Source organism: Amycolatopsis sp. NPDC005961 (assembly GCF_040629235.1).
GTDB classification, from domain to species: domain Bacteria; phylum Actinomycetota; class Actinomycetes; order Mycobacteriales; family Pseudonocardiaceae; genus Amycolatopsis; species Amycolatopsis camponoti.
In genome coordinates this window covers 139,983-159,682 of sequence record NZ_JBEXVF010000016.1, presented here as the reverse complement: position 1 = coordinate 159,682, position 19,700 = coordinate 139,983, and the positions used below count along the sequence as shown (strand labels likewise).

The window sequence follows — 19,700 nt, the reverse complement described above, 5'->3', positions numbered from 1 at the left end:
CACCCGGGTGAGCGAACTTCGGGCGAGCACCCTGGTGGATCTGCTGAACGCCCGGTCCCGGCAGGACCCGGATCTCGAACTGGTCCGCTTCGACGACGGCACGCGGCTCCGGATCGGCGACGTCGACGAGGGCTCCCGCGCCCTCGCCGCCCGGCTCCGCGTCACGCCCGGTACGCGCGTGCTGACCTGCGTGCGGCCGGGACGCGCCGCCGTGGAGCTGCTGTTCGGGCTCGCCCGGCAAGGGGCGGTGGAGGTGCCGCTGGCCCTCGACGTCACGCTCCCGGCCGCCGAGGCGATCCGGCACTCCACGAGGGCCTCGGTGCTGATCGCCGGAACGTCGGCGCTCACCGCCAACCCCGCCCTGCTGAACCTCGTCGAGCGAGTCGTCCTGGTCCGTGAGGACGATCCGGGGCCACCCGGGCACCCGTTCCTCGACGAGCTGCCCGCGGCGGGCGTCCGGGAACACCGGCCCGCACCGGGGGATGTGCTCGTCGTACTGTCCACTTCGGGCACGACCGGCCGGGCCAAGGCCGCCGAACTCCCGCACTTCGCGGCGCTGCGGCACGCACGCCGGGTGGCGGCGACCATGGGCTACGGCCCCGGCGACGTGCTGTTCAACGTGTTTCCGTGGCACCACGTCAACGTCCGGCACACCGCGCTCCTGCCCGCACTCCTGACCGGTGCCCGGCTGGTCGCCCACCGCCGGTTCTCGGCCTCCGGGTTCTGGGACACCTGCCGCGCCGAGGGGGTCACGGCGTTCAACTTCATGGGCGCCGTGCTGGCCATCCTCGACCGGCGGCCGGGCACCGACCACGACCACGCGGTCCGCCTGGCCTACGGCGCCCCGGCCCCCGCCGAACTCGCCGGGCGGTTCCTCGACCGCTTCGGCGTGAAGGCCCTCGAGGCGTACGCCAGCACCGAACTCGGGGACGTTTCCGCCAACACCCCGGGCGACTGGCGGCCGGGCACGGCCGGCCGGGTGGTGCCCGAGTACGAAGTCGCGATCCTGGACGAGGACGGACGACCCCTGCCGCCGGGACGGACGGGACAGATCGCCGCCCGCGCCAAGCTGCCGGACATGCGGTTCCGCGGCTACGCGGGCGATCCCGGGGCCACCGCGGCGGTCCTGCGGGACGGCTGGTTCCGCACCGGCGACCGCGGCCGCCTCGACGCGGACGGCTTCCTGACCTTCGCCGGCCGGCGGGGCGACGTCGTCCGGCGGCGCGGCGAGAACATCGCGACCTGGGACGTCGAGCAGGTACTGCGCGCACTGCCCGGTGTGGTCGACGCGGCCGCGGTCGGGGTCGAGTCGGACCTCACCGAGCAGGAGCTGCTCGTCGTGCTGGCCACCGACCGCGCACTCGACGGGCCCGCCGTCCGCGACTGGTGCCGCACGCGGCTGCCGCGGCACGCCCAGCCGCGGTACGTGCGGATCGCGCGCGAACTGCCGCGCAACGGCAGCGGCAAGGTCGTCAAGGCCCTGCTGCCGTCCACTGTGGACGAGTTCACCTGGGACGCCGAAGCCCGGTCCGCCCAGTGAACCGCGCGTAGCCGCCCGGGCGCTGCCGCTGCCTACGGTCGAACGACATTCTTCGTTCCGCAGGAGGGCACCGTTGCGCGTACTCGACCTCACCGACGAACTGGCCCGGCAGGGCGCCCGGCTGCTGGTCGGGCTCGGCGCCGACGTCGTCCGCGTCGACGACGACCTCGACGGCCCCGAGCGCGTCCACTGGCACGCGGGGAAGAAGCTGGCGGCGTCGGACCTCGACACGCTGGCCGGGGAAGCCGACGTCGTCCTGGAAAGCGGTCCGGTCGCGAAGCTGCGCGGCCTCCACGCCGACGGGACCTCGCGGTGGCCGCACGCCGTGCACGTGGTCGTGACGCCGTTCGGGCTCACCGGCCCGCGCCGCGACTGGGTCGGCGGTGACCTCGTGCTCGCCTCCGCCGGCGGGATGACCTGGCTCGGCGGCAAGCCGGACGGGCCGCCCCAGCCGCCACCGCGCGAGCAGGCCTGCCAGCTGGCCGGGGCGCACGGCGCGATCGCCGCGCTGCTGGGCGTGCTCGCCGGGACCGGGCAGCTGATCGACGTCTCGGCGCAGGAAGCGGTCGCCGCGACGCTGGAAACGGCCGCGATCTCGTGGATCCACGCCGGCCGGTTCCCGGTGCGCAACGGCGGCGTCTACGAACACGTCGCGCACCGGATCTTCGCGGCCGCCGACGGGTACGTGGCAGGCGGCTACTCCGGCAGCGAGCGCATGTGGACCGGCCTCCGGGACTGGCTGGCCGACGCGGGCGAGGCCGGTGACCTGCTGGACGAGCGGTTCGCCGACCAGACGGTGCGCTGGGCCGAGCGCCCCCACGTCGACGCCGTGATCGCGCGGTTCGTCGCCAAGCGCACCGCGGCCGAGGTCGCCGAGCAGGGCCGCGACCGTGCCCTGCCGTGGGCCGAAGTGACGCCTCCAGCGGAGCTGACGCACAACCCGCAGTTGCGCGACCGGCGGTTCTTCGTCTCGGTCGACGGTGTCGAGGACGCCGGGTTCCCGTGGGACGCCCCGGGCCTGCCCCGGCCGGTCAGGCTGTCCCCGCTCACCGAGGGCTCCTGGACCAGCGCCCCGGGCGGAAACCGGCCCGCGAAAGGACGTCCGCTCGACGGCGTCCGGATACTGGACCTGACGTGGGTGCTGGCCGGGCCGTATGCGACCAAGATCCTCGCCGAGCACGGCGCCGACGTCATCAAGGTCGAGTCGAAGCACCGGCACGACCCGACCCGGTTCTCGACGTCCATGCGGCTGCGGCCGGGCGCCGGCCCGGACGACTCGGGGTACTTCCTGAACTTCAACCGCGGCAAGCGCAGCGTCGCGCTCAACCTGCGCACGCCCGAGGGACAGGAGGTTCTGCGGGAGCTGGCCGCCCGGTGCGACATCGTCGTGGAGAACTTCAGCCCCGGTGTGCTGGCGAAGTGGGGCCTCGACTACGAGTCGCTGCGCCAGATCAACCCGAAAGCGATCCTGGTGTCGATGTCCGGCGTCGGGCACACCGGGCCGTGGAAGAAGGCCGTCACCTTCGCCGACACGCTCGCGGCGATGTCCGGGCTGTCCGCCGAGACGGCCGATCCGGGCGAGCCACCGCAGGGGCTGGTGTTCGGCCTCGGCGACATGGTTGCCGCCAACGCGGCGGTGCTCGGGGCCCTGGACCTGCTGATTCGCGGGGAGGGTGGGCACGTCGACCTCTCGCAGCTGGAGGCGATGGCGGCCACGATGGGCCCGGCGGTGCTCGACACCGCGCGTTCCGTGCTGCCCGGCGTTTACCCGGCGGCCGGGGACGACCGATGGGTGGCCATCACCCCGCAGGACGAGACGCAGTGGGCCGCGCTGCGGAACTTGGCGGGGTCGTCCGGGGACGACGGCGCTCTCGCCGCGTGGACCCGAACTCAGGACGCTGACGAACTCGCCGCCCGTCTGCAGGCCGCCGGCGTCGCCGCCGCCGTGGTGGCGACCGGCCGCGACCTCGTCCAGGACGAGCACCTGGCCGACCGCGGCTTCTACGTGCGCCTGGACCACCCGATCGCCGGACCGGTGCTTCATGAAGGGATCGTCGCCCGCCTGACGGCGACGCCCGGCACCCTCACCTCGCCCGCTCCCCTGCTCGGCCAGCACACCGAGCCGGTCCTGCGCGAGCTGCTGGGCTTCGACGACGACCGCCTGGCGGCCCTGCGCGCCGCCGGGATCACCGAATGAGAGGAACACGCATGCCGGTCCTGACCACCACCCGGGACGCGGGGGTCGCGACGATCCGGATCGACCGGCCGCCGGCCAACGCCGTGGACCCCGCCCTGATCGCGGAGTTTCTCGAGGTGCTGCCGCCGCTGGCCGCGGACCCGGACGTGCGGTGCCTGGTCATCACCGGCACCGGGAAGTTCTTCGTCGCCGGTGCGGACATCGCCGTCATGCGGGACCTGTCCGACGCGAACCAGGCCGAGATGCGTGGCTGGATCGACGTCCAGCGGCTCCTGGAGCGGGCGCCGAAGCCGGTGATCGCCGCCATGAACGGCCACGCGCTCGGCGGCGGTGCGGAGCTGTCGCTGGCCTGTGACCTGCGGATCCTTTCGGCCACGGCGAGCTTCGGGTTCCCCGAGATCGCCCTCGGCCTGTTCCCCGGGGCGGGCGGCAGCCAGCGGCTCCCGCGGCTCGTCGGACCGCACCGGGCCAAGCGGCTGATGATCGACGGCACCCGCCTGTCCGCCCAGCAGGCCCTGGCGTACGGCCTGGTGGATCGCGTGGTCGACCCCGGGCTCTTCGACGCCGCGGTCGCCGAGGAGGCGCAACTGCTCGCCGCCAAGCCGACCGCGGCGATCGGCATCCTCAAGCGGGTCGTCGACGAGGGCCACGGCCTCCCGATCGAGGATGCTCTGCTGCGCGAGGAGAAGGGCGTCGCGGAGCTGACCCGGACCGCGGACGCCGCCGAAGGGCTCCAGGCGTTCCTGGACAAGCGCCCACCGTCGTTCATGGGGCGCTGAAAAGGGGCGGCACCGCAATCGGTGCCGCCCCTTTCTCAGTACTGCGCGACCATCGGGGTGTCCACGCCGAGGTCGCCGACCGTGCCCGCACCGCCGGGGTCGCCGAGGGGCGCGTCCCGGCCGGGCAGGGGCTGCTCGAAGAAGGCGATCGAGTCGGTGACGAACACTGCCTTGCTCTCGTCGCCGCGGGCCTTGCGGTCGACGAAGATGGCGTCCACCGGGCACTCCGGCTCGCACGCACCGCACTCGATGCATTCGTTGGTGTTGATGTAGCTCTTGCGCTCGCCGACGTAGATGCAGTCGACGGGGCAGACGTCGAGGCAGGCGCGGTCGGTGACGTCGATGCAGTTGGCGCCGATGACGTAGGCCATGGTTTTCCTTCCGGGTCAGGAGTTTTCGGTGGAGTGGCCGGGGAAGAGGGACAGCTCGGGGTCGAGCGCGACCGCGGCGTTGTTGACCGCCGTCGCGACTTCGCCGAAGCCGACGGACATCAGGCGGACCTTGCCCTCGTACTCCGTCACATCCCCGGCGGCGTAGACGCGGTCGAGGCTGGTGCGCATCCGCGAGTCGACGAGGATCGAGCGGCCGCGCAGCTCCAGCCCCCAGCCGGTGAGGGGCCCGAGGTTGCTCACGAAGCCGAGAGCGGCGATCACACTGTCCACTTCGAACAGTCGTGGCCGTTCTTCGCCGCGCACGCGGACGTGGGCCAGCCTCAGCGTGTCTTCTCCGGTGAGCGCTTCGACTTCGGCGTCGGTCACGATGTGCGTTCCGCCTTCGGTCACCGCCGTGACGCTGGCCGCGTGCGCGCGGAACGCCGACCGCCGGTGCACGAGGGTGACGGACTTCGCGATCGGTTCCAGGGCCAGTGCCCAGTCGACCGCGCTGTCCCCACCGCCCACGACGAGGACGTCCTGACCGGTGTGCGCGCCCGGGTCGGTGACGAAGTAGCTCAGGCCCCGGCCGAGGTAGTCCTCGCCCGCGGGCAGCTTGCGCGGGGTGAACGTGCCGATCCCGGCCGTCAGGATCACCGCCCCGGCCCGCACGACCAGGCCGTCGGACAGGGTGACCTCGGGCCGCCCGTCGTTCGCGCGGCCCAGCGCCACGGCTTGGCGGCCCAGCAGGTATTCGGGGTCGTACCGGCCGGCCTGGTCGAGCAGCGCGGACACGAAGTCCCGGCCCCGCACGTGCGGCAGCCCGGCGACGTCGAGGATCTCCTTCTCCGGGTACAGGGCGGCGATCTGCCCGCCCGGCTGGGGCAGCCCGTCGACCACGACGGTGCGCAGCCCGCGGAAGCCCGCGCAGTAGGCGCCGTAAAGCCCGGTCGGTCCGGCGCCGACCAGGAGGATGTCGGTGTCGAGGGCCATGAGTCCTCCATGGAATGTCGAAAGTGGACAAGGCCGGACGTTAGGCGGGCGCCGCGGCGCGGGCCCGGATCGCGGACCGGTGAGCGGACCGCGTTCCGGATTTCGGATCGGGTTCGGTGAGCGGACCGGAGGCGTTGGCCCGCGGCCCGGGCGGTGGTGGACTCGCCTTCAGCTTCGCCACAACGAACTTGGAGCGGTCATGAGCGTGCAGAACGGGGAGACGGCCACCACCCCGGCCCGGCGGAGCCGGCGACCGGTGAGGCTCCCGGGCCGGCAGGACTGGTCGAGCTGGCCGCACTACCAGGCCGCGGCGGCCGGGTTCCGCGGCTACTGGTACCCGGTCGGGTACTCGTCGCGGTTCACCGGCAAGCCCCGGCAGATCACCCTGCTCGGGCAGAAGATCGTGCTGGTGCGCGACGGCGGCAAGGTGTACGCGCTGAAGGACCGCTGTCCGCACCGCGGAGTGCCGCTGTCGGAGGGCAACCAGCAGTTCCCGGGCACGATCTCGTGCCCGTACCACGGCTGGACGTTCGACCTGAAAACCGGCGACCTCAAGGCCGCGATCACCGACGGCCCCGCGTCGCCTATCTGCGGCAAGGTCAAGCAGCCCACCTACGCGGTCGAAGAGCGGCTCGGCATGGTGTGGGTCTTCGTCGGCGACGGCGAAGAGGCCCCGCCGATCGACGAGCAGCTGCCCGAGGAACTGGTCGGCAACGAGGCCATCGTCGGCTCCCGCATCCAGCCCCGCGAAGGCAACTGGCGCTTCGCGTGCGAGAACGGCTACGACGAAGGCCACGCGAAGTACCTGCACCGCACGGCCTTGTGGCGGCTGTTCAAGGCGATGCCGGTCTGGAACGAAACCCGGATCATCCAGCGCGGCCGGTGGATCTACCGCGTCCAGGACAAGCAGTACTGGACCGCCGACTTCCCCGGCCTCGGCAAGTGGGACAACCAGGCGTGGTTCAAGCTGCGGCCGCCGAAGGAAGTCGGCAACGTCGGCAACACCAGCACCCACCGCGAAACCAACCCGGTGATCGCGGCGCAGGAGTTCCCCGGCTTCGCCTCGGTGAGCATGCCCGGCGTGCTGCGGATCGTGTACCCGACGTTCATCCACTACGAGTTCTACGTCCCGGTCGACGCCGACAACCACCTGTACGTCGGCGTGCTGGCGAGCTTCCAGCGCGGGCTGAAGGCGTTGCCGTTCTACGCGAAGTACCTCGGGTTCGTGCGATGGCTGTTCCACGGCCAGTTCTCCGGGCAGGACAAGTGGATGGTCGAGGTGACCGACGCCCCGCCGGAGAAGCTGTACCGGCCTGACGACTCGCTGCTCAAGTGGCGCAAGCTCGCCGAGGACACCTGCGAGGAACGCGTCGACCGGCTGGCCGCACACGGCGTCACCGTGCCGGTTCCGGAGGCGGACTGATGGCGCGCGTGGTGCTCGGCGTCGGGGCATCCCACTCGACGTTGATGAACACCCACTGGGACAAGGTCGTGCACACCGACCGCGCGGAACGTTTCCGCGACGCGCTGCGCGAAGCCCGCGACGAGATCGCCGCGGCGAAGCCCGACCTCGCGATCATCGTGGGCTCCAACCACTTCCGCGGGTTCTGGCTGGACATGATCCCGCCGTTCACCCTCGGCGTCGGCGAGGTCATCGGCTCGGGCGAGGCGAAGACGCCGTCGGGGCCGCAGAAAACCGCGCCGGAGTTCGCCCAGCGGCTCGCCGAAGACCTCGTCGAGCGCGGCACCGAAGTCGCGATCTCGGCGCGCCTGCAGATCGACCACGGCCAGACCCACGCCATCCAGTACCTCCTCGACGACATCGCCGTGCCCGTGGTCCCGTTGGTGGTCAACGTCTTCGCTGCCCCACTGCCCCGCACCGACCGGTGCGCCGAGCTGGGCCGCAACATTGCCGCGGCGATCGAGGCGTGGCCCGAAGACCTGCGGGTGGTCGTGATCGCGTCCGGTGGCCTGTCGCACCAGCTGCCGTGGCCCGACGACTGGCGCGCGCCCGAAGGCGAGGACGAAGAGTTCCTCGTGGAGGCGTGGCTCAACGGCCGCGGCGACTGGGAGAGCTACGACGGCCGCCGTCGCGAAATCATCACCGCGGCGCGTCCGGTGCTGTTCCCCGAGTTCGACGAAGCCTTCCTGGCCGACCTCGAACGCGGTGAACTCGGGAAGTACACCTCCCTGACGACCGAGGAGATCGGGAAGGCAGCCGGCAACGGCGGTCAGGAGCTGCGTACCTGGCTCGTCATGGCCGCCGCGCTTGGCTTCGCACCGGGTCGCGCGCTGGCCTACTCCCCCATGCCCGAGTGGCTGACCGGGATGGGCGTCGCGGTGATCCGGCCGTGACGACTCTCGACACCGTCCTCGCTCGTATCACCGAGGACCGGCTCCGCGAGGCCGCGCACGCGGTCACCGCGATCCCGAGCCCGACCGGCCGCGAAGCACCCCTCGCCCACATGTTGGCCTCGCGGTTGTCTGCGGCCGGGTTCGCCGCCCAGGCCCAGCACCTCGACGAGTTCCAGGCCAACGCCGTCGGCCGCCTGCGCGGTTCCGGCGGCGGCGAGGACCTGATGCTCTACGCACCGATCGACACCCTCACCACCGGACAGTCCGAATTGGACGTTCCCTGGATCGGGCCGGAGCTGCGGCCGGACATGCAACCCGAGCCCCGCGACGAAGGTCCGTTCGTCTCCGGCCTCGGGGCGAGCAACCCGAAGGGTCACGCGGCCTGCATCCTCGTGCTCGCCGAGGCTCTGGGCGCGGTCCGGCCCGAGCTGGCCGGTGACGTCGTCGTGGCGTTCGGCGCGGGCGGCATGCCCACCAACGCCATCGAGGCACCCGGCTACCCCGCGCGGGCCAACACCGGACAGGGCGTGGGCTGTTCGTTCCTGCTCGAACGCGGCTGGCACACCGACTACGCGGTGATCGCCAAGCCCGGGGACTTCGTCGCCCACGACGAAGTCGGGTTGTGCTGGTTCGAGATCACCGTGCCCGGCATCCACACCTACGTCGGCAGCCGCCACCGGCTGCCTTACCGCAACCCGATCGTCACCGCCGCCGACGTCGTGACGCGCCTGGAGCGCTGGCTTGCCGACTACCCGGCCCGTCACCGCACGGCCACCGCAGCTCCGCAAGGCATCATCGGGTCGATCGCCGGTGGCTGGGAACGCATGCTCGCGGTCACTCCGGCCGCCTGCCGGATCCGCCTGGACGTGCGGATCGCCCCGGGCACGACACCGTTGTCCGTCAAACGGGAGCTGGCGGCGTTCCTGGACCAGTTCGACGTGGAGCTGGAGATGGTCCTGGCCATCCCCGGCACGTCGACCCCGCCCGACTCGCCGATCGTGCGTACTGCGATCGACGCCTGGGAAGCAACTTCCGGCCGACCGCATGAGCCGGTGCCGGACAACAGCGGCGCCACGGACGCGAACATCCTGCGCGCCCGCGGCATCCCGACCGTCCGGACCGGCATGCCGAAGGCGGCCTCCGACGACTTCAGCCGCGGCATGAACACCGTCGACGTCCGCGCGATGCGCCGCCTGTGCGAGGTCCTCGCCCGCACGACCCTGTCCACCACCGGGAAGGAAGCAGCATGACCCCACCACCCGAAAGCCACTACGCCGACGGCGGCGGCGTCACCTACCACTACCACGACCTCGGCTCCGGCCCGGACACCGTGTTCCTGCACGGCGGCGGCCCCGGCTGCACCGCGTGGAGCGACTTCGGGCCGGTGGCGCCGCTGTTCGCCGAAGACCGCCGGTGCCTCCTGGTCGACATCCACCAGTACGGCCGCTCGGCGAAGACGCCGATCACCGGGCCGATGTGGGACCACCACGCGGCCAAGACCGTCGCCCTCCTGGACACGTTGGGCGTCGACCGGGCGGACTTCGTCTGCAACTCCTGGGGCGGCACGATCGCGCTCAACCTCGCCGCGAAGTACCCGGACCGGGTGCGCTCGCTGGTCGTCACCGGCAGCATGCCGGTCTTCTACGGACCCCTCGCCCCGCTCCCCGAGGGCGGCCGCCGTGGCCGCAACGCGCGTGACGCCTACTACGGCGGCGAGGGCCCGACGCGCGAGAAGATGCGTCGCCTGATCACCACCCTCGAGTGGCACGACGCCGACCAGCTCCCCGAAGAGACCCTGGACCTGCGTTACGAGCAGAGCCTCGACCCCGGCGAGCGCGAGCTGGCCGCGATGTCGGACTCCCCTCGCGGCGACTGGCAGGACCTGACCGACGAACTCGGCCGCATCCAGGCACCCACGCTGTTCATCTGGGGCATGCAGGACGCGTTCCTCACCCCTGACTACCCGCTGATGCTCGCGCGCATGGTGCCCCACGGCAACCTGCACGTCATGGACCACGTCTCCCACCACCTTCAGGAGGAACGCCCGCACGCCTACCACGCGGTGGTCGACGGGTTCTTCCGTTCCCTGATCCCGCAAGGAGTTCCGGCATGAAGGTCCTGCTCGCCCTGACCGTCACAGCCGCGACGCTCGCTGCCTTGCGCAAGCTCGCCGCGTACAGCAACACCCAAGTCCACCGCATCAACACCAAGGAGCACGTGTGAGCATCTGGACCGAACTCAGCCCCATCCCGCACCGCGTCGAGTACGTCGACGCCGCCGGCGTCCCCACCCGGACGCTGCGGGCCGGGAACCCGGACGCCGAAGCCGTGGTGTTCCTGCACGGCACCAGCGGGCACCTGGAAGCGTTCGCCCGCAACATCGTCGCGCACAGCGAGTTCGACGTCCACGCGATCGACATGCTCGGCCACGGCTACACCGGCAAGCCCGCCCAGCCGTACGAGATCGCCGACTACGTCAAGCACCTGCTGGACTACTTCGACGCCGTCGGCATCCGCGCCGCGCACATCGTCGGCGAGTCCCTGGGTGGCTGGGTCGGCGCGCGCGCCGCGGTCGACCACCCGGAGCGGGTGCTGAGCCTGCAGCTGCTGTGCGCCGGCGGGACCGTGGCCAACCCCGAAGTCATGGACCGGATCCGCACCAGCACGAAGAACGCCGTCGCCACCGACGACGTCGAGCTGACGCGCAAACGCTTGCGGCTGCTCATGGCGAGCGAGGAGAACGCGACCGAAGAGCTGGTCGAGGTCCGGCACGCGATCTACCACACGCCGGAGTTCGTGGCCAATGTGGACAATCTGCTCTCGCTGCAGGACATGGAACGGCGGCAGCGCAACCTCTTGCGTCCGGACCAGCTGGCCCGCATCACGCAGCCGACGCTGATCGTGTGGGGCCGCCAGAACCCGTTCGGCGAGGTTCCGGAGGCCACGAAGATGCACGAGAACATCCCCGGCTCGCAGCTGGAGCTGTTCGAAGAGTGCGGCCACTGGCCGCAGCACGAGCAGGCCGCCCGGTACAACCCGCTGAGCGTCGGGTTCCTCCGCAAGGCCGCCGCGTGAGGGCCGCGCGGTTCCACACCTGGGGCTCGGCGCCGGTCGTGGACGAAGTCCCGGAGCCGACGCGGGCCGAGGGCGAGGTGCTGGTCGACGTCCAGGCGGCGGCGGTGGCGCACCTGGACGTCACCGTGGCGAGCGGCACCTTCACCCTCAAGCCGCCCCTCCCCTACGCCGGTGGCGTCGAGGGCGCGGGGATCGTCGTCGAAGCGGACGCGGATTCCGGCCTCGCACCGGGCGACCAGGTGATGCTGCGCGGCGCCGGTCTGGGGCTCCTGCGTGACGGCACCTGGACCGAGCGGCTCAGCGTGCCGGCCAAGGCCGCGAACAAGCTCGACGCCCCGCTGCCACCGGAAGTCGCGGCGACGTTCTACGTGCCCGCGACGACCGCGTTCGTCGTCCTGCACGACGTGGCCCGGCTCGCCGAAGACGAGCAGGTGATCGTCGTCGGGGCGGCCGGCGCGGTCGGGTCGATGGTCGCCCAGCAGGCCGTGCTCGCCGGCGCGAAGGTCACCGGGATCGTCGGCCGCGCGGACCAGCTCGCCCACGTGCCCGACGACGTCACCGGAGTCTGCCTCGAGTCCACTGAGGACATCGAGCGGCTCGCCGCCGACCGCCCCGCGTCCCTGCTGGTCGACACACTCGGCGGCGACGGCCTGGTCGCCCGGACCCGCTGGGTGCGCCAGGGCGGCCGGGCGGCGGTGATCGGCTACGTGACCGGCACCGAAGTCCGCGTCGACCTGCCGTCCTGGCTCCTCGACGACGTCGCGCTGCTGCCGGTCAACATGATCCGGCAGGAACGCCGGGCCCGCGAGATCGCCGGTGACCTCGTCAAGCAGCTGTCCGCGGGTGAGCTTTCGCTGGCCGTGCAGAAGTACGAGTTCGCCGACGCGGCACTCGCCCTGGAAGACCTGCGAGCCGGCCGGGTCCGCGGCCGCGCCGTGCTCGTCCCCTAGCGGTTCGGTGAGCGGACCGGTCCGTTGGCCGGACCGGTTCCGCTGACCGAACCTGATCCCATGGAAGCGAACAGCGTCCTCGGCAAGGTCCAGCTCATCCTCGAGGCCTTCGGCCCCGACGACGAGCACCTGAGCCTCACCGAACTGGCCCGGCGCTCCGGCGTGGCGAAGGCGTCGGTGCACCGCCTGGCGCAGGAGCTGCTGACCTGGGGCGTGCTGGAGCGGCGTGGCAGCGACTACTGGCTCGGCATCCGCCTGTTCGAGATCGGCCAGCGGGTGCCCCGCCAGCGCATCCTGCGCGACGCCGCCCGGCCGTACATGGAGGACCTCTACCAGGCGACGAACGAGACGATCCACCTCGCCGTCCCCGACGGCCGCGAGGTCCTCTACCTGGAGAAGGTGTCCGGCCACAGCCAGGTGACCAAGCCGTCGCGGGTGGCCGGCCGGATGCCGATGCACTGCACCGCCACCGGCAAGGTCCTACTCGCCTTCGGGCCCCGGGCGCTGGTCGACGAGGTGATCGCGTCGCCGCTCGACCGGCTCACGCCCCACACGGTCAACGCTCCCGGTCTCCTGCTGAGCGAGTTGGCCCGGGCCCGCGCGAACGGCTACGCGGTCGAATACGAACAGACCCGCGTCGGCTTCGTCAGCGTCGCCATCCCGCTGACCGGCGCGACCGGCCTGACGACCGGCGCCCTGTCCATCACCGCACCGCTGTACCGCGCCGACGTCGGCAAGTACGCCGGGCTGCTGACGATGGTGGGCCACCGGATCACCAAGACGGTCAGCGCCCTGCGGTCCAGTGGCCGGACCACGCCCGTCGCCCGGTGAGCCGCGGCACCCATGCTGCACCGACACCCACTCAGTTCCGGGAGGATCGGTGCGGAAAAGACTCAAGTGGCTCGGTGCCGCGGTCGCGTTGACGGTGACCGCCGCGTCCCTCGCCGCCGGCGCCCCGGCGGCGGCGAACGCCGTGCACTCACTCGTCGTCCAGACGGAAGCGGGCCAGGTCCGGGGGAAGACCACCGGGGCGGTGGACTCGTTCCTCGGCATCCCGTTCGCCGCGCCACCGGTCGGCGGTCTCCGGTGGCAGCCACCGCAGCCCGCGCCGTCGTGGCCGGGGGTCCGGCCCGCGACGAGCTACGGCCCGGCGTGCCCGCAGGGTTCCGGCACGGCGGTCACGGAGGACTGCCTCTACCTGAACGCCTACCGTCCGGCGCGGCCGACGAACGAGCGGCTGCCGGTGCTGGTGTGGATCCACGGCGGTGGGTTCTCGTCGGGATCCGGGAGCGAGTTCGACGGCTCGCTCCTGGCCGAAACCAACAACATCGTCGTCGTGACGATCAACTACCGGCTCGGCGCGTTCGGCTTCCTGAACCTGCCGGGCCTGAGCAAGTCCGGCGGGGGCAACTACGGCCTGCTCGACCAGGTTGCTGCCCTGAACTGGGCCAACGACAACATCGACCGGTTCGGCGGCGACCACAACGCCGTGACCGTTTCCGGGCTCTCCGCGGGCGGCCACTCGGTGTGCGCCCTGCTTTCGTCACCGCTGACGCGCGGCCTGATCGACGGCGCCATCATCCAGAGCGGCGGCTGCCCGAGCCACACCGTCACCGAGTCCCAGGCGGCCGGCGCGCGGTTCGCCACCGACGGCGGCTGCCCCACCGACTCGGTCAGCTGCCTGCGCACGAAGTCCGCGGCCGAGCTCCAAGCCGCGAGCGCCGGCTTCCGCGGCGGCATCCTCAGCGGCCCGCTGCCCACGGCCGGCGTCCCGGAATTGCCCCTCCCCCCGGCGGACGCCGTGCGCACGGGCCGCTTCGAGCGGGTTCCGCTCCTGATCGGCAGCACCCGCGACGAGGTGCGCGGCTGGGCGTTGCCCTTCCGCACCGCGACCCCCGCCCAGTATTCGAAGAGCCTCGAGTACCTCTTCGGCGAGCACGCCGCGGACGTCGAGAAGCAGTATCCGCTGAGCGCTTTCCCCGCCCAGGACACGGCAGCGTACGCATTGGGTGCCGTGTGGACGGATTCGAGTGTCTTCTACGGGCTCGGCGGGTGCCAGTACGCCCAGCTGGCGCAGCAGTTCTCGAAGTACCAGCCGAAGACGTTCCTGTACCGCTTCGACGCGCGGAGCCCCTCCGCACGGGGTGCTTTCGACGCCGGTGCCTCGCACGCGGCGGACCAGGCCTACCTCTGGCCCACCGCGACCAGCGTCTACGACCGCGACCAGCTCCGGCTGTCGGCCGAAATGGTCCGGTACTGGGGCGCGTTCGTCCGCCGGGGAACCCCGGACGCGGCCGGGCAGGCGGAATGGCCGAGCGTCAAGGACAAGAGGGCGATGGTCCTCCAGCCGGGCGGTAGCTCGACGGTGACCTCGACCGCGTTCGCCGCGGCGCAGCACTGCGACCTGTGGAACAGCATCGGCTACCCGTGGCTGGACCTCGACCCCGACCGGTTCGCCCAGCAGGTCGGAGTGGTACGCCGGTAGCTCGCCGGGCGCCGGCCGACGTGATCGGGACACGTCGGCCGGCGCTGGGACACCGACCGCTCACCGGCTCACGACCCGTCCGGCGTCACCTCGGGTGGGGCCTGCAGGTCGTGGGCGCGGAACAGGACGGCGTGCTCGACCCCCATGGCCTTGCCGCCCATCGCGGCGAACTGCGGGATGAAGTCCGCGGGGGCGGGGTGGTCCGGCAGCGCGGCCAGGTACGCGGCGTGCGCCTCGAGCGAGGCGACGCCGCGGCGCAGCGGCTCACCGGTGACGTCGACGCCGTGGGTCACGTCCGTCATGCCGGGAGTGAGGTACCAGCGCGCGGAGTGCGGTTCCAGGTTCTCGTCCTCGACCTGCTCCGGGAAGACCCACCGGTTGCCCGCGTCGCGGATCGCGTCGAGCGTCGCGAGCCCGGCCGCGCGGTGGTCGGCCTGGTCGAAGCCGTACGGCGTTTCGACGTCGAACCCGGTGCCGAACACGACGTCGGGCTGGAACCGGCGGATCTCCCGGCAGATGTCCCGGCGCAGGTCCAGCCCGTAGACGAGCACCCCGTCCGGGTGTTCCAGGACCGTCAGGTGCTCGACACCGACGACGTCACAGGCGGCCCGCTGCTCGGCGACGCGCAGGCGGGCCGTCTCCTCGGGCGGGTTGGGCATGCCGGCCTCGCCGCGGGTGAGCAGCAGGTAGCCGACCTCGATGCCGCGCGCCGTCCAGCGGGCGACGGCCGCGGAGGTGCCGTACTCCATGTCGTCCGGGTGCGCGACGACGCAGAGCACGCGGCGGAAGGACTCCTCGGGGAGCGCAGGCAAGGTCATGCCGGCCATCCTGCCGCTTCCGGCGCCGGACGTCTTCCGGGAGACCTTCGGCTACTGCGAGCGGGCGGGAAGGACGCCGATGAACTTCGCAGGTACCGCACGCGGACGGGAAGGGCCCCAGCGACTGCCGGCGAACAGGACGACGATCAAGCGACCCGAACCACCGACCCACGCGGGTTGCGCGCCATCGAAGGCCACCAGCGGGGGGTGATGCCACAAGCTGGCACCACCCCGCAGCCGAGCACCACGGCCGTCGAGGTAGTGGACGACGTAGTCGAGCCTTCTGGCATTGGTCCGCCCCGCGGAAGCGAGAGCCCCGAGGCAACCCGGCAGGTCCACGAACACTGCCGTGACCGTCGCAGCTCGCCAGCCGGTGCGCCGGACCGACTCGTAGCGCAGCCACCACAATATCGCCCCCGGCGTGAAGAACAACGACACAGCGATCACGCAGAACGCCAAGATATCCGTCGCATTGTTCCGAGGACCGTCACCGATGCTGTGGGAAAAAAGCAAGAACGCAAGAGCGGGGACCCAGGCCAGGCAGCACGCCGTCGTCCGCAGTGCCACCGCCCCGACGCGCTCCAGTTCGCCAGCCGGCTCCGCCCGCCCCAACCCCCGGGAATCCCCCTCCATCACCCCAGCTTACGGAACGAACACGCTGATCGCGCGTAGTCCTCCAGCGAACGCGGAGCATGGCCGGTGAGCCGCCGGACATCGCCGGTGACGCCGTCGAAGACGTCGGCGCGCACGAAGGCGAACAGCTCCATCATGTGCTCGACCCACGCGTCCGGGCGACCGGAACGGGCGAAATGCGCCCGGTGCGCCTCGAGATCGGCGTCGACGTGGCGGATCGCTCGCCCCGACGCGGCGGACAGGGTTTCGGCCACCTCCGCGAACGTCAGCGACCGGGGCCCGGTGAGGTCGTAGCCGCGGCGGTGATGGCCGTCGGTGGTCAGCACCGCGACGGCCGCGTCGGCGACGTCGCGAGTGTCGACGAAAGCCGCACGGTGGGTGCCGCTTCCCGCGTACAGCTCGTCGTCGTCGCGGATCGCCCTGGCGTACACCGCGTCGTCCTCGTCGAAGTTCTGCATCAGCCAGTTGGGACGCAGGATCGTCCAGTTCCGGCCGGACTCCCGCACCGCCTGTTCGACCCGGGCGCGCGGAGCGGCCGCCGGCGCCTTGTCGACCCCGAAGGCGGACATCAGGACCACGTGCTCCGCCCGCGGGGCCGTGGCGATGAGCCGCGCGATCACCGAGGCCGCGTCGTCCAGCACGTCGAGTCCCTTCAGGAACAGCGCGTCCGCGCCGGCGACCGAACCGGCCCAGGTGGACTCGTCGGCCCAGTCGAACGGCACCGGGGTGACGTTCGCGGTGGGCGCTCCCGGATGCCGGCTGGCCGCCCGCACCGCAAGACCCGCGGCGGCGAGCGCGGCGGTCACGCGCTTGCCCGCCTTGCCGGTGGCCCCTTCGACCCACACCGTCTTCATCATCGTCTCCCGTTCACGATCAGTGGATGATGGCACCACGCTATGGCGAGCTGAAGAGACGGGAAATGGGCGAAAGTCGCACTTCTTTGTCTCAGCGTCTCGACGCCGTAGACTGCCGGCATGGACGTGCTGGCCGACATCCTGACGGCGATGCGGGTCGGGCGGCCGGTCGCCGCCCTCACCGAAGTGCACGCGCCGTGGGGACTGCGCTTCGACCAGGTCCTGGGCGCCGCCTTCCACGTCGTCCTCCAGGGCAGCTGCCGGCTGGTTCCCTTGGACGGAAAGGCTTTCGCGGAGGTCCAGCTGGGACCCGGGGACGTCGTCCTGCTCGGCCGCGGCGCTCCACACGCGATGGTCTCCGCGCCGGATGCGCCCCTCACCGCGTTCGCCCCGGTTCGGGACAGGCCGGGCGGCTCGTTCGGGCGGTTCGCGCTGCCCGGATCCGGAGCTCGGTCGACGATCGTGTGCGGCGCGTACAAGCTGATGCGCCGCCGCCCGCATCCACTACTGCGAGACCTGCCGGAGGTCGTCCACCTGCCGGCCGCCCCCGGCCGGAATCCGGGGCTGCGGGCGATGGTGGACCTGCTCGGCGCCGAGCTGCACGAGGCGCCACCCGGGGCCGCCGCCGTGGCACCGTCCCTTGTGGACGCTCTGCTGGTCTACCTGATCCGCGCCTGGATGGCCGGCGCCGAGAACGGCACGACGACGAGCTGGTCGGCCGCGTTGAGCGACCCCGAAATCTCCCCGGTGCTGGCGGCCATGCACGCCGACCCCCGCCGAGCCTGGACGGTGCAGCAGCTCGCCGCCGTCGCCGGGCTGTCACGGGCGGCGTTCGCCCGCAGGTTCACCTCCGTGGTGGGCGAACCTCCGCTGACGTACTTCACGCGCTGGCGGATGACCACCGCGGCCCAGCTGCTGCGCACCACCGACCACACGCTGGCCCGCGTCGCGGACGCCGTCGGCTACGGCTCCCCGTTCGCCTTCGCCAAGGCGTTCGCACGGGAATACGCGACCACCCCCGGCAGCTACCGGGCCGAGCCCGGCGGATGATCTTCCCGGGCGCGCGGCCTCGCGGTCACGGCATCCGGCCGGGATCGTCCGGGAAGCCCGCCGCGGCGACCAGTTCCGGGTCGAGGAAGGTCGTGATCGAGACCAGGTGCGTGGTGTCGCTGGTCAGCACAGCCAGCCCGAACGGCCGGAACGGCGCGTCGGGCCGCGCGCAGTAGTAGGCCACGGCGGCCGGCTGGTCGTTCGCGACCGTGGGAAACATCCGGTAGAGCCCGGGTGCGGTGAGCACGTACTCGGCCAGAAACGGTACGCAGGAACGCTTTCCGGACAGCGACAACCCCGACGGGATCACCTCGAGGGTCGCGTCGTCGCGCAGCAGCCGGGTCAGGGCCACCATGTCGGCGGTCTCGAAAGCGGTGATGTAGGAGTTCAGGATGTCGCGCGCCGCGGGCGAGTCCGGCTCGGTGATCTCCTCCGGCGACGGCGCCAGCTCGTCGAGCCGGGACCGGGCACGCTGGAGGGCGCTCTTGACCGCGGGCACGCTCGTGCCGAGCACCTCGGCGATCTCGGTGGCCGGCATGGCCAGCACCTCGCGCAGCAGGAACGCCGCGCGCTGCCGCGGCGGCAGGTGCTGCGCGCTGGCGACGAGGGCGAGCCGCAGCATCCCGCGCTGCTCGGCCACGTGCGCCGGGTCGCCGAACCAGGGGGTGAGCCACAGGGCCTGGGCCGCGGGCAACGGGACGTCCGGGTCCTCGCCCGGAGTACCGAGCCCCGCCGGCAGGACCCGGCGGCCCCGCCCGTTCAACGCCGTGAGGCACACGTTCATGGCGATCCGGTACAACCACGTGCGCACCGCCGAGCGTGCCTCGAACGACGCGCGGGCGCGCCACGCCCGCAGGTAGGTCTCCTGCACCAGGTCTTCGGCCTCGTGCGCCGAGCCCGTCATGCGGTAGCACAAGGCCACCAGTTCCGGCCGGTAGCTTTCGAGGTCGTCCCACGACTCCGCCATGTCCGTCATCCTCGTCGCGGCCGGTAGCGCAGCGACACCAGACCCGGATCGGCGCCCGGCCCCGCGTCGAGCAGTTCCCACGTGCTCGGTGCGTCGCCGGGGCGGGAGAACGACTCGCCGTCCGGGACGATCACGGGCACGACGGTCAAGGTCAGCTCGTCGACCAGTCCGGCCGCGGTGAGCGTCCGCCCGAACCGGCCGTGCCCGTAGACGACCAGATCCCCGCCGGGCTCGCGCTTCATCCGCGCGACGGTGTCGGTGATGTCGCCGCCGAGCACGGTGGTGTTGGTCCAGCTCGGATCCCGCAGCGTCCGGGAGAACACGTACTTCGGCATGGCGTTGAGGTGGGCGGCGTAGTCGCCGGGGGTGTCCGGCCACTGCCGGGAGAAGAGGTCGTAGGTCCGCCGGCCCATCAGCATCGCCGAGCTTTGCCGCAGCGCCGTCAGCGACGCTGTCGCGCTGCCCGGGCCGAAGTAAGGTCCGGCCCAGGCCATCGGTTCGCCGATCACGCCGTTGAGCGACGACAGGGTGCTGAGCACCAGGCGCCGCGAAGAGTCCGTCGTCATGGCAGGTTGGACTTCGCCGGGTCCGGAAAGGAATCGGTCCGGCGCCGATTCCTTCGGGGATCGCCGGT

The 19,700-nt window shown here is 71.9% G+C and carries 19 protein-coding genes; 12 read left to right on the top strand and 7 right to left on the bottom strand.

The genetic code is table 11. The annotated features are described in order from the left end of the window. Window positions 1-7: 7 nt before the first annotated feature. From ABZ342_RS17620 to ABZ342_RS17610, 3 genes are all read left to right on the top strand, one after another. Window positions 8-1,540 (top strand): AMP-binding protein, encoded by a 1,533-nt coding sequence (locus tag ABZ342_RS17620; protein ID WP_360473945.1) that lies wholly within the window; start codon window positions 8-10, stop codon window positions 1,538-1,540. Between the two features lie 73 nt (window positions 1,541-1,613). Next, complete coding sequence (locus ABZ342_RS17615; RefSeq protein ID WP_360473943.1) at window positions 1,614-3,737, top strand: CoA transferase; 2,124 nt, start codon at window positions 1,614-1,616, stop codon at window positions 3,735-3,737. Between the two features lie 11 nt (window positions 3,738-3,748). Continuing rightward, window positions 3,749-4,516, top strand: coding sequence for an enoyl-CoA hydratase-related protein (locus ABZ342_RS17610; RefSeq protein WP_360473941.1), 768 nt, complete (start codon window positions 3,749-3,751; stop codon window positions 4,514-4,516). 35 nt (window positions 4,517-4,551) lie between these two features. On the opposite strand, the gene ABZ342_RS17605 is transcribed toward ABZ342_RS17610, so the two are convergent. Together ABZ342_RS17605 and ABZ342_RS17600 are read right to left on the bottom strand one after the other, a co-directional pair. Further along, window positions 4,552-4,887: a ferredoxin family protein gene (locus tag ABZ342_RS17605; RefSeq protein ID WP_284748205.1), complete on the bottom strand. Its 336-nt coding sequence runs from the start codon at window positions 4,885-4,887 to the stop codon at window positions 4,552-4,554. A gap of 15 nt (window positions 4,888-4,902) precedes the next feature. Further along, complete coding sequence (locus tag ABZ342_RS17600; protein WP_360473939.1) at window positions 4,903-5,880, bottom strand: NAD(P)/FAD-dependent oxidoreductase; 978 nt, start codon at window positions 5,878-5,880, stop codon at window positions 4,903-4,905. A 199-nt stretch (window positions 5,881-6,079) separates the two neighbouring features. Between ABZ342_RS17600 and ABZ342_RS17595 the strand changes: the two genes are divergently transcribed. The 8 genes from ABZ342_RS17595 (at window position 6,080) to ABZ342_RS17560 (ending at window position 14,744) form a co-directional block, all read left to right on the top strand. Next, window positions 6,080-7,303 carry an aromatic ring-hydroxylating dioxygenase subunit alpha gene (locus tag ABZ342_RS17595; RefSeq protein WP_360473937.1) on the top strand — a complete coding sequence of 408 codons (1,224 nt, stop codon included), beginning with the start codon at window positions 6,080-6,082 and terminating at the stop codon, window positions 7,301-7,303. Then, window positions 7,303-8,235 (top strand): hypothetical protein, encoded by a 933-nt coding sequence (locus ABZ342_RS17590; RefSeq protein WP_360473935.1) that lies wholly within the window; start codon window positions 7,303-7,305, stop codon window positions 8,233-8,235. The genes ABZ342_RS17595 and ABZ342_RS17590 overlap by 1 nt, the downstream gene beginning before the upstream one ends. Beyond that, on the top strand, window positions 8,232-9,485 hold the full coding sequence (locus ABZ342_RS17585; RefSeq protein WP_360473933.1) for a M20/M25/M40 family metallo-hydrolase: 1,254 nt from the start codon (window positions 8,232-8,234) through the stop codon (window positions 9,483-9,485). The genes ABZ342_RS17590 and ABZ342_RS17585 overlap by 4 nt, the downstream gene beginning before the upstream one ends. Beyond that, a complete protein-coding gene (locus ABZ342_RS17580; RefSeq protein ID WP_360473931.1) occupies window positions 9,482-10,348 on the top strand; it encodes an alpha/beta hydrolase in 867 nt (288 codons plus the stop codon). Before ABZ342_RS17585 ends, ABZ342_RS17580 begins: the two co-directional genes overlap by 4 nt. Before the next feature lie 106 nt (window positions 10,349-10,454). Further along, a complete protein-coding gene (locus ABZ342_RS17575) occupies window positions 10,455-11,309 on the top strand; it encodes an alpha/beta hydrolase (RefSeq protein ID WP_360473929.1) in 855 nt (284 codons plus the stop codon). Continuing rightward, a complete protein-coding gene (locus ABZ342_RS17570; RefSeq protein ID WP_360473927.1) occupies window positions 11,306-12,259 on the top strand; it encodes a zinc-binding dehydrogenase in 954 nt (317 codons plus the stop codon). Before ABZ342_RS17575 ends, ABZ342_RS17570 begins: the two co-directional genes overlap by 4 nt. Window positions 12,260-12,319: 60 nt before the next feature. Continuing rightward, entirely contained in the window at window positions 12,320-13,090 is a 771-nt protein-coding gene (locus tag ABZ342_RS17565; protein ID WP_360473925.1) for an IclR family transcriptional regulator, read from the top strand. 49 nt (window positions 13,091-13,139) lie between these two features. Further along, window positions 13,140-14,744 (top strand): carboxylesterase family protein, encoded by a 1,605-nt coding sequence (locus ABZ342_RS17560; protein WP_360473923.1) that lies wholly within the window; start codon window positions 13,140-13,142, stop codon window positions 14,742-14,744. Between the two features lie 68 nt (window positions 14,745-14,812). On the opposite strand, the gene ABZ342_RS17555 is transcribed toward ABZ342_RS17560, so the two are convergent. The 3 genes from ABZ342_RS17555 to ABZ342_RS17545 are packed head-to-tail and all read right to left on the bottom strand — an operon-like array spanning window position 14,813 to window position 17,049. Beyond that, window positions 14,813-15,571: a PIG-L deacetylase family protein gene (locus ABZ342_RS17555; RefSeq protein WP_360473921.1), complete on the bottom strand. Its 759-nt coding sequence runs from the start codon at window positions 15,569-15,571 to the stop codon at window positions 14,813-14,815. A gap of 42 nt (window positions 15,572-15,613) precedes the next feature. Further along, window positions 15,614-16,195, bottom strand: a complete 582-nt coding sequence (locus ABZ342_RS17550) for a hypothetical protein (protein ID WP_360473919.1) — start codon at window positions 16,193-16,195, stop codon at window positions 15,614-15,616. Further along, the gene (locus tag ABZ342_RS17545; protein WP_360473917.1) at window positions 16,195-17,049 is read right to left on the bottom strand and encodes an NAD(P)H-binding protein; all 855 of its coding nucleotides are present in this window, start codon (window positions 17,047-17,049) and stop codon (window positions 16,195-16,197) included. The genes ABZ342_RS17550 and ABZ342_RS17545 overlap by 1 nt, the downstream gene beginning before the upstream one ends. A gap of 120 nt (window positions 17,050-17,169) precedes the next feature. Between ABZ342_RS17545 and ABZ342_RS17540 the strand changes: the two genes are divergently transcribed. Beyond that, window positions 17,170-18,099 (top strand): AraC family transcriptional regulator, encoded by a 930-nt coding sequence (locus ABZ342_RS17540; RefSeq protein WP_360473915.1) that lies wholly within the window; start codon window positions 17,170-17,172, stop codon window positions 18,097-18,099. Window positions 18,100-18,124: 25 nt separating this feature from the next. Here ABZ342_RS17540 and ABZ342_RS17535 read toward each other — a convergent pair whose 3' ends face one another. Together ABZ342_RS17535 and ABZ342_RS17530 are read right to left on the bottom strand one after the other, a co-directional pair. Beyond that, window positions 18,125-19,066, bottom strand: coding sequence for an RNA polymerase subunit sigma-70 (locus ABZ342_RS17535; protein ID WP_360473913.1), 942 nt, complete (start codon window positions 19,064-19,066; stop codon window positions 18,125-18,127). A 5-nt stretch (window positions 19,067-19,071) separates the two neighbouring features. After that, complete coding sequence (locus tag ABZ342_RS17530; RefSeq protein ID WP_360473911.1) at window positions 19,072-19,632, bottom strand: dihydrofolate reductase family protein; 561 nt, start codon at window positions 19,630-19,632, stop codon at window positions 19,072-19,074. Window positions 19,633-19,700 lie beyond the last annotated feature (68 nt).

Bases quoted from the DNA above. Each gene is read 5' to 3' on its own strand.
- ABZ342_RS17540 (WP_360473915.1), top strand. From the start codon at position 17,170: ATGGACGTGCTGGCCGACATCCTGACGGCGATGCGGGTCGGGCGGCCG.
- ABZ342_RS17580 (WP_360473931.1), top strand. From the start codon at position 9,482: ATGACCCCACCACCCGAAAGCCACTACGCCGACGGCGGCGGCGTCACC.
- ABZ342_RS17600 (WP_360473939.1), bottom strand. From the start codon at position 5,880: ATGGCCCTCGACACCGACATCCTCCTGGTCGGCGCCGGACCGACCGGG.
- ABZ342_RS17535 (WP_360473913.1), bottom strand. From the start codon at position 19,066: ATGGCGGAGTCGTGGGACGACCTCGAAAGCTACCGGCCGGAACTGGTG.
- ABZ342_RS17605 (WP_284748205.1), bottom strand. From the start codon at position 4,887: ATGGCCTACGTCATCGGCGCCAACTGCATCGACGTCACCGACCGCGCC.
- ABZ342_RS17545 (WP_360473917.1), bottom strand. From the start codon at position 17,049: ATGAAGACGGTGTGGGTCGAAGGGGCCACCGGCAAGGCGGGCAAGCGC.
- ABZ342_RS17550 (WP_360473919.1), bottom strand. From the start codon at position 16,195: ATGGAGGGGGATTCCCGGGGGTTGGGGCGGGCGGAGCCGGCTGGCGAA.
- ABZ342_RS17610 (WP_360473941.1), top strand. From the start codon at position 3,749: ATGCCGGTCCTGACCACCACCCGGGACGCGGGGGTCGCGACGATCCGG.
- ABZ342_RS17565 (WP_360473925.1), top strand. From the start codon at position 12,320: ATGGAAGCGAACAGCGTCCTCGGCAAGGTCCAGCTCATCCTCGAGGCC.
- ABZ342_RS17590 (WP_360473935.1), top strand. From the start codon at position 7,303: ATGGCGCGCGTGGTGCTCGGCGTCGGGGCATCCCACTCGACGTTGATG.
- ABZ342_RS17555 (WP_360473921.1), bottom strand. From the start codon at position 15,571: ATGGCCGGCATGACCTTGCCTGCGCTCCCCGAGGAGTCCTTCCGCCGC.
- ABZ342_RS17595 (WP_360473937.1), top strand. From the start codon at position 6,080: ATGAGCGTGCAGAACGGGGAGACGGCCACCACCCCGGCCCGGCGGAGC.
- ABZ342_RS17530 (WP_360473911.1), bottom strand. From the start codon at position 19,632: ATGACGACGGACTCTTCGCGGCGCCTGGTGCTCAGCACCCTGTCGTCG.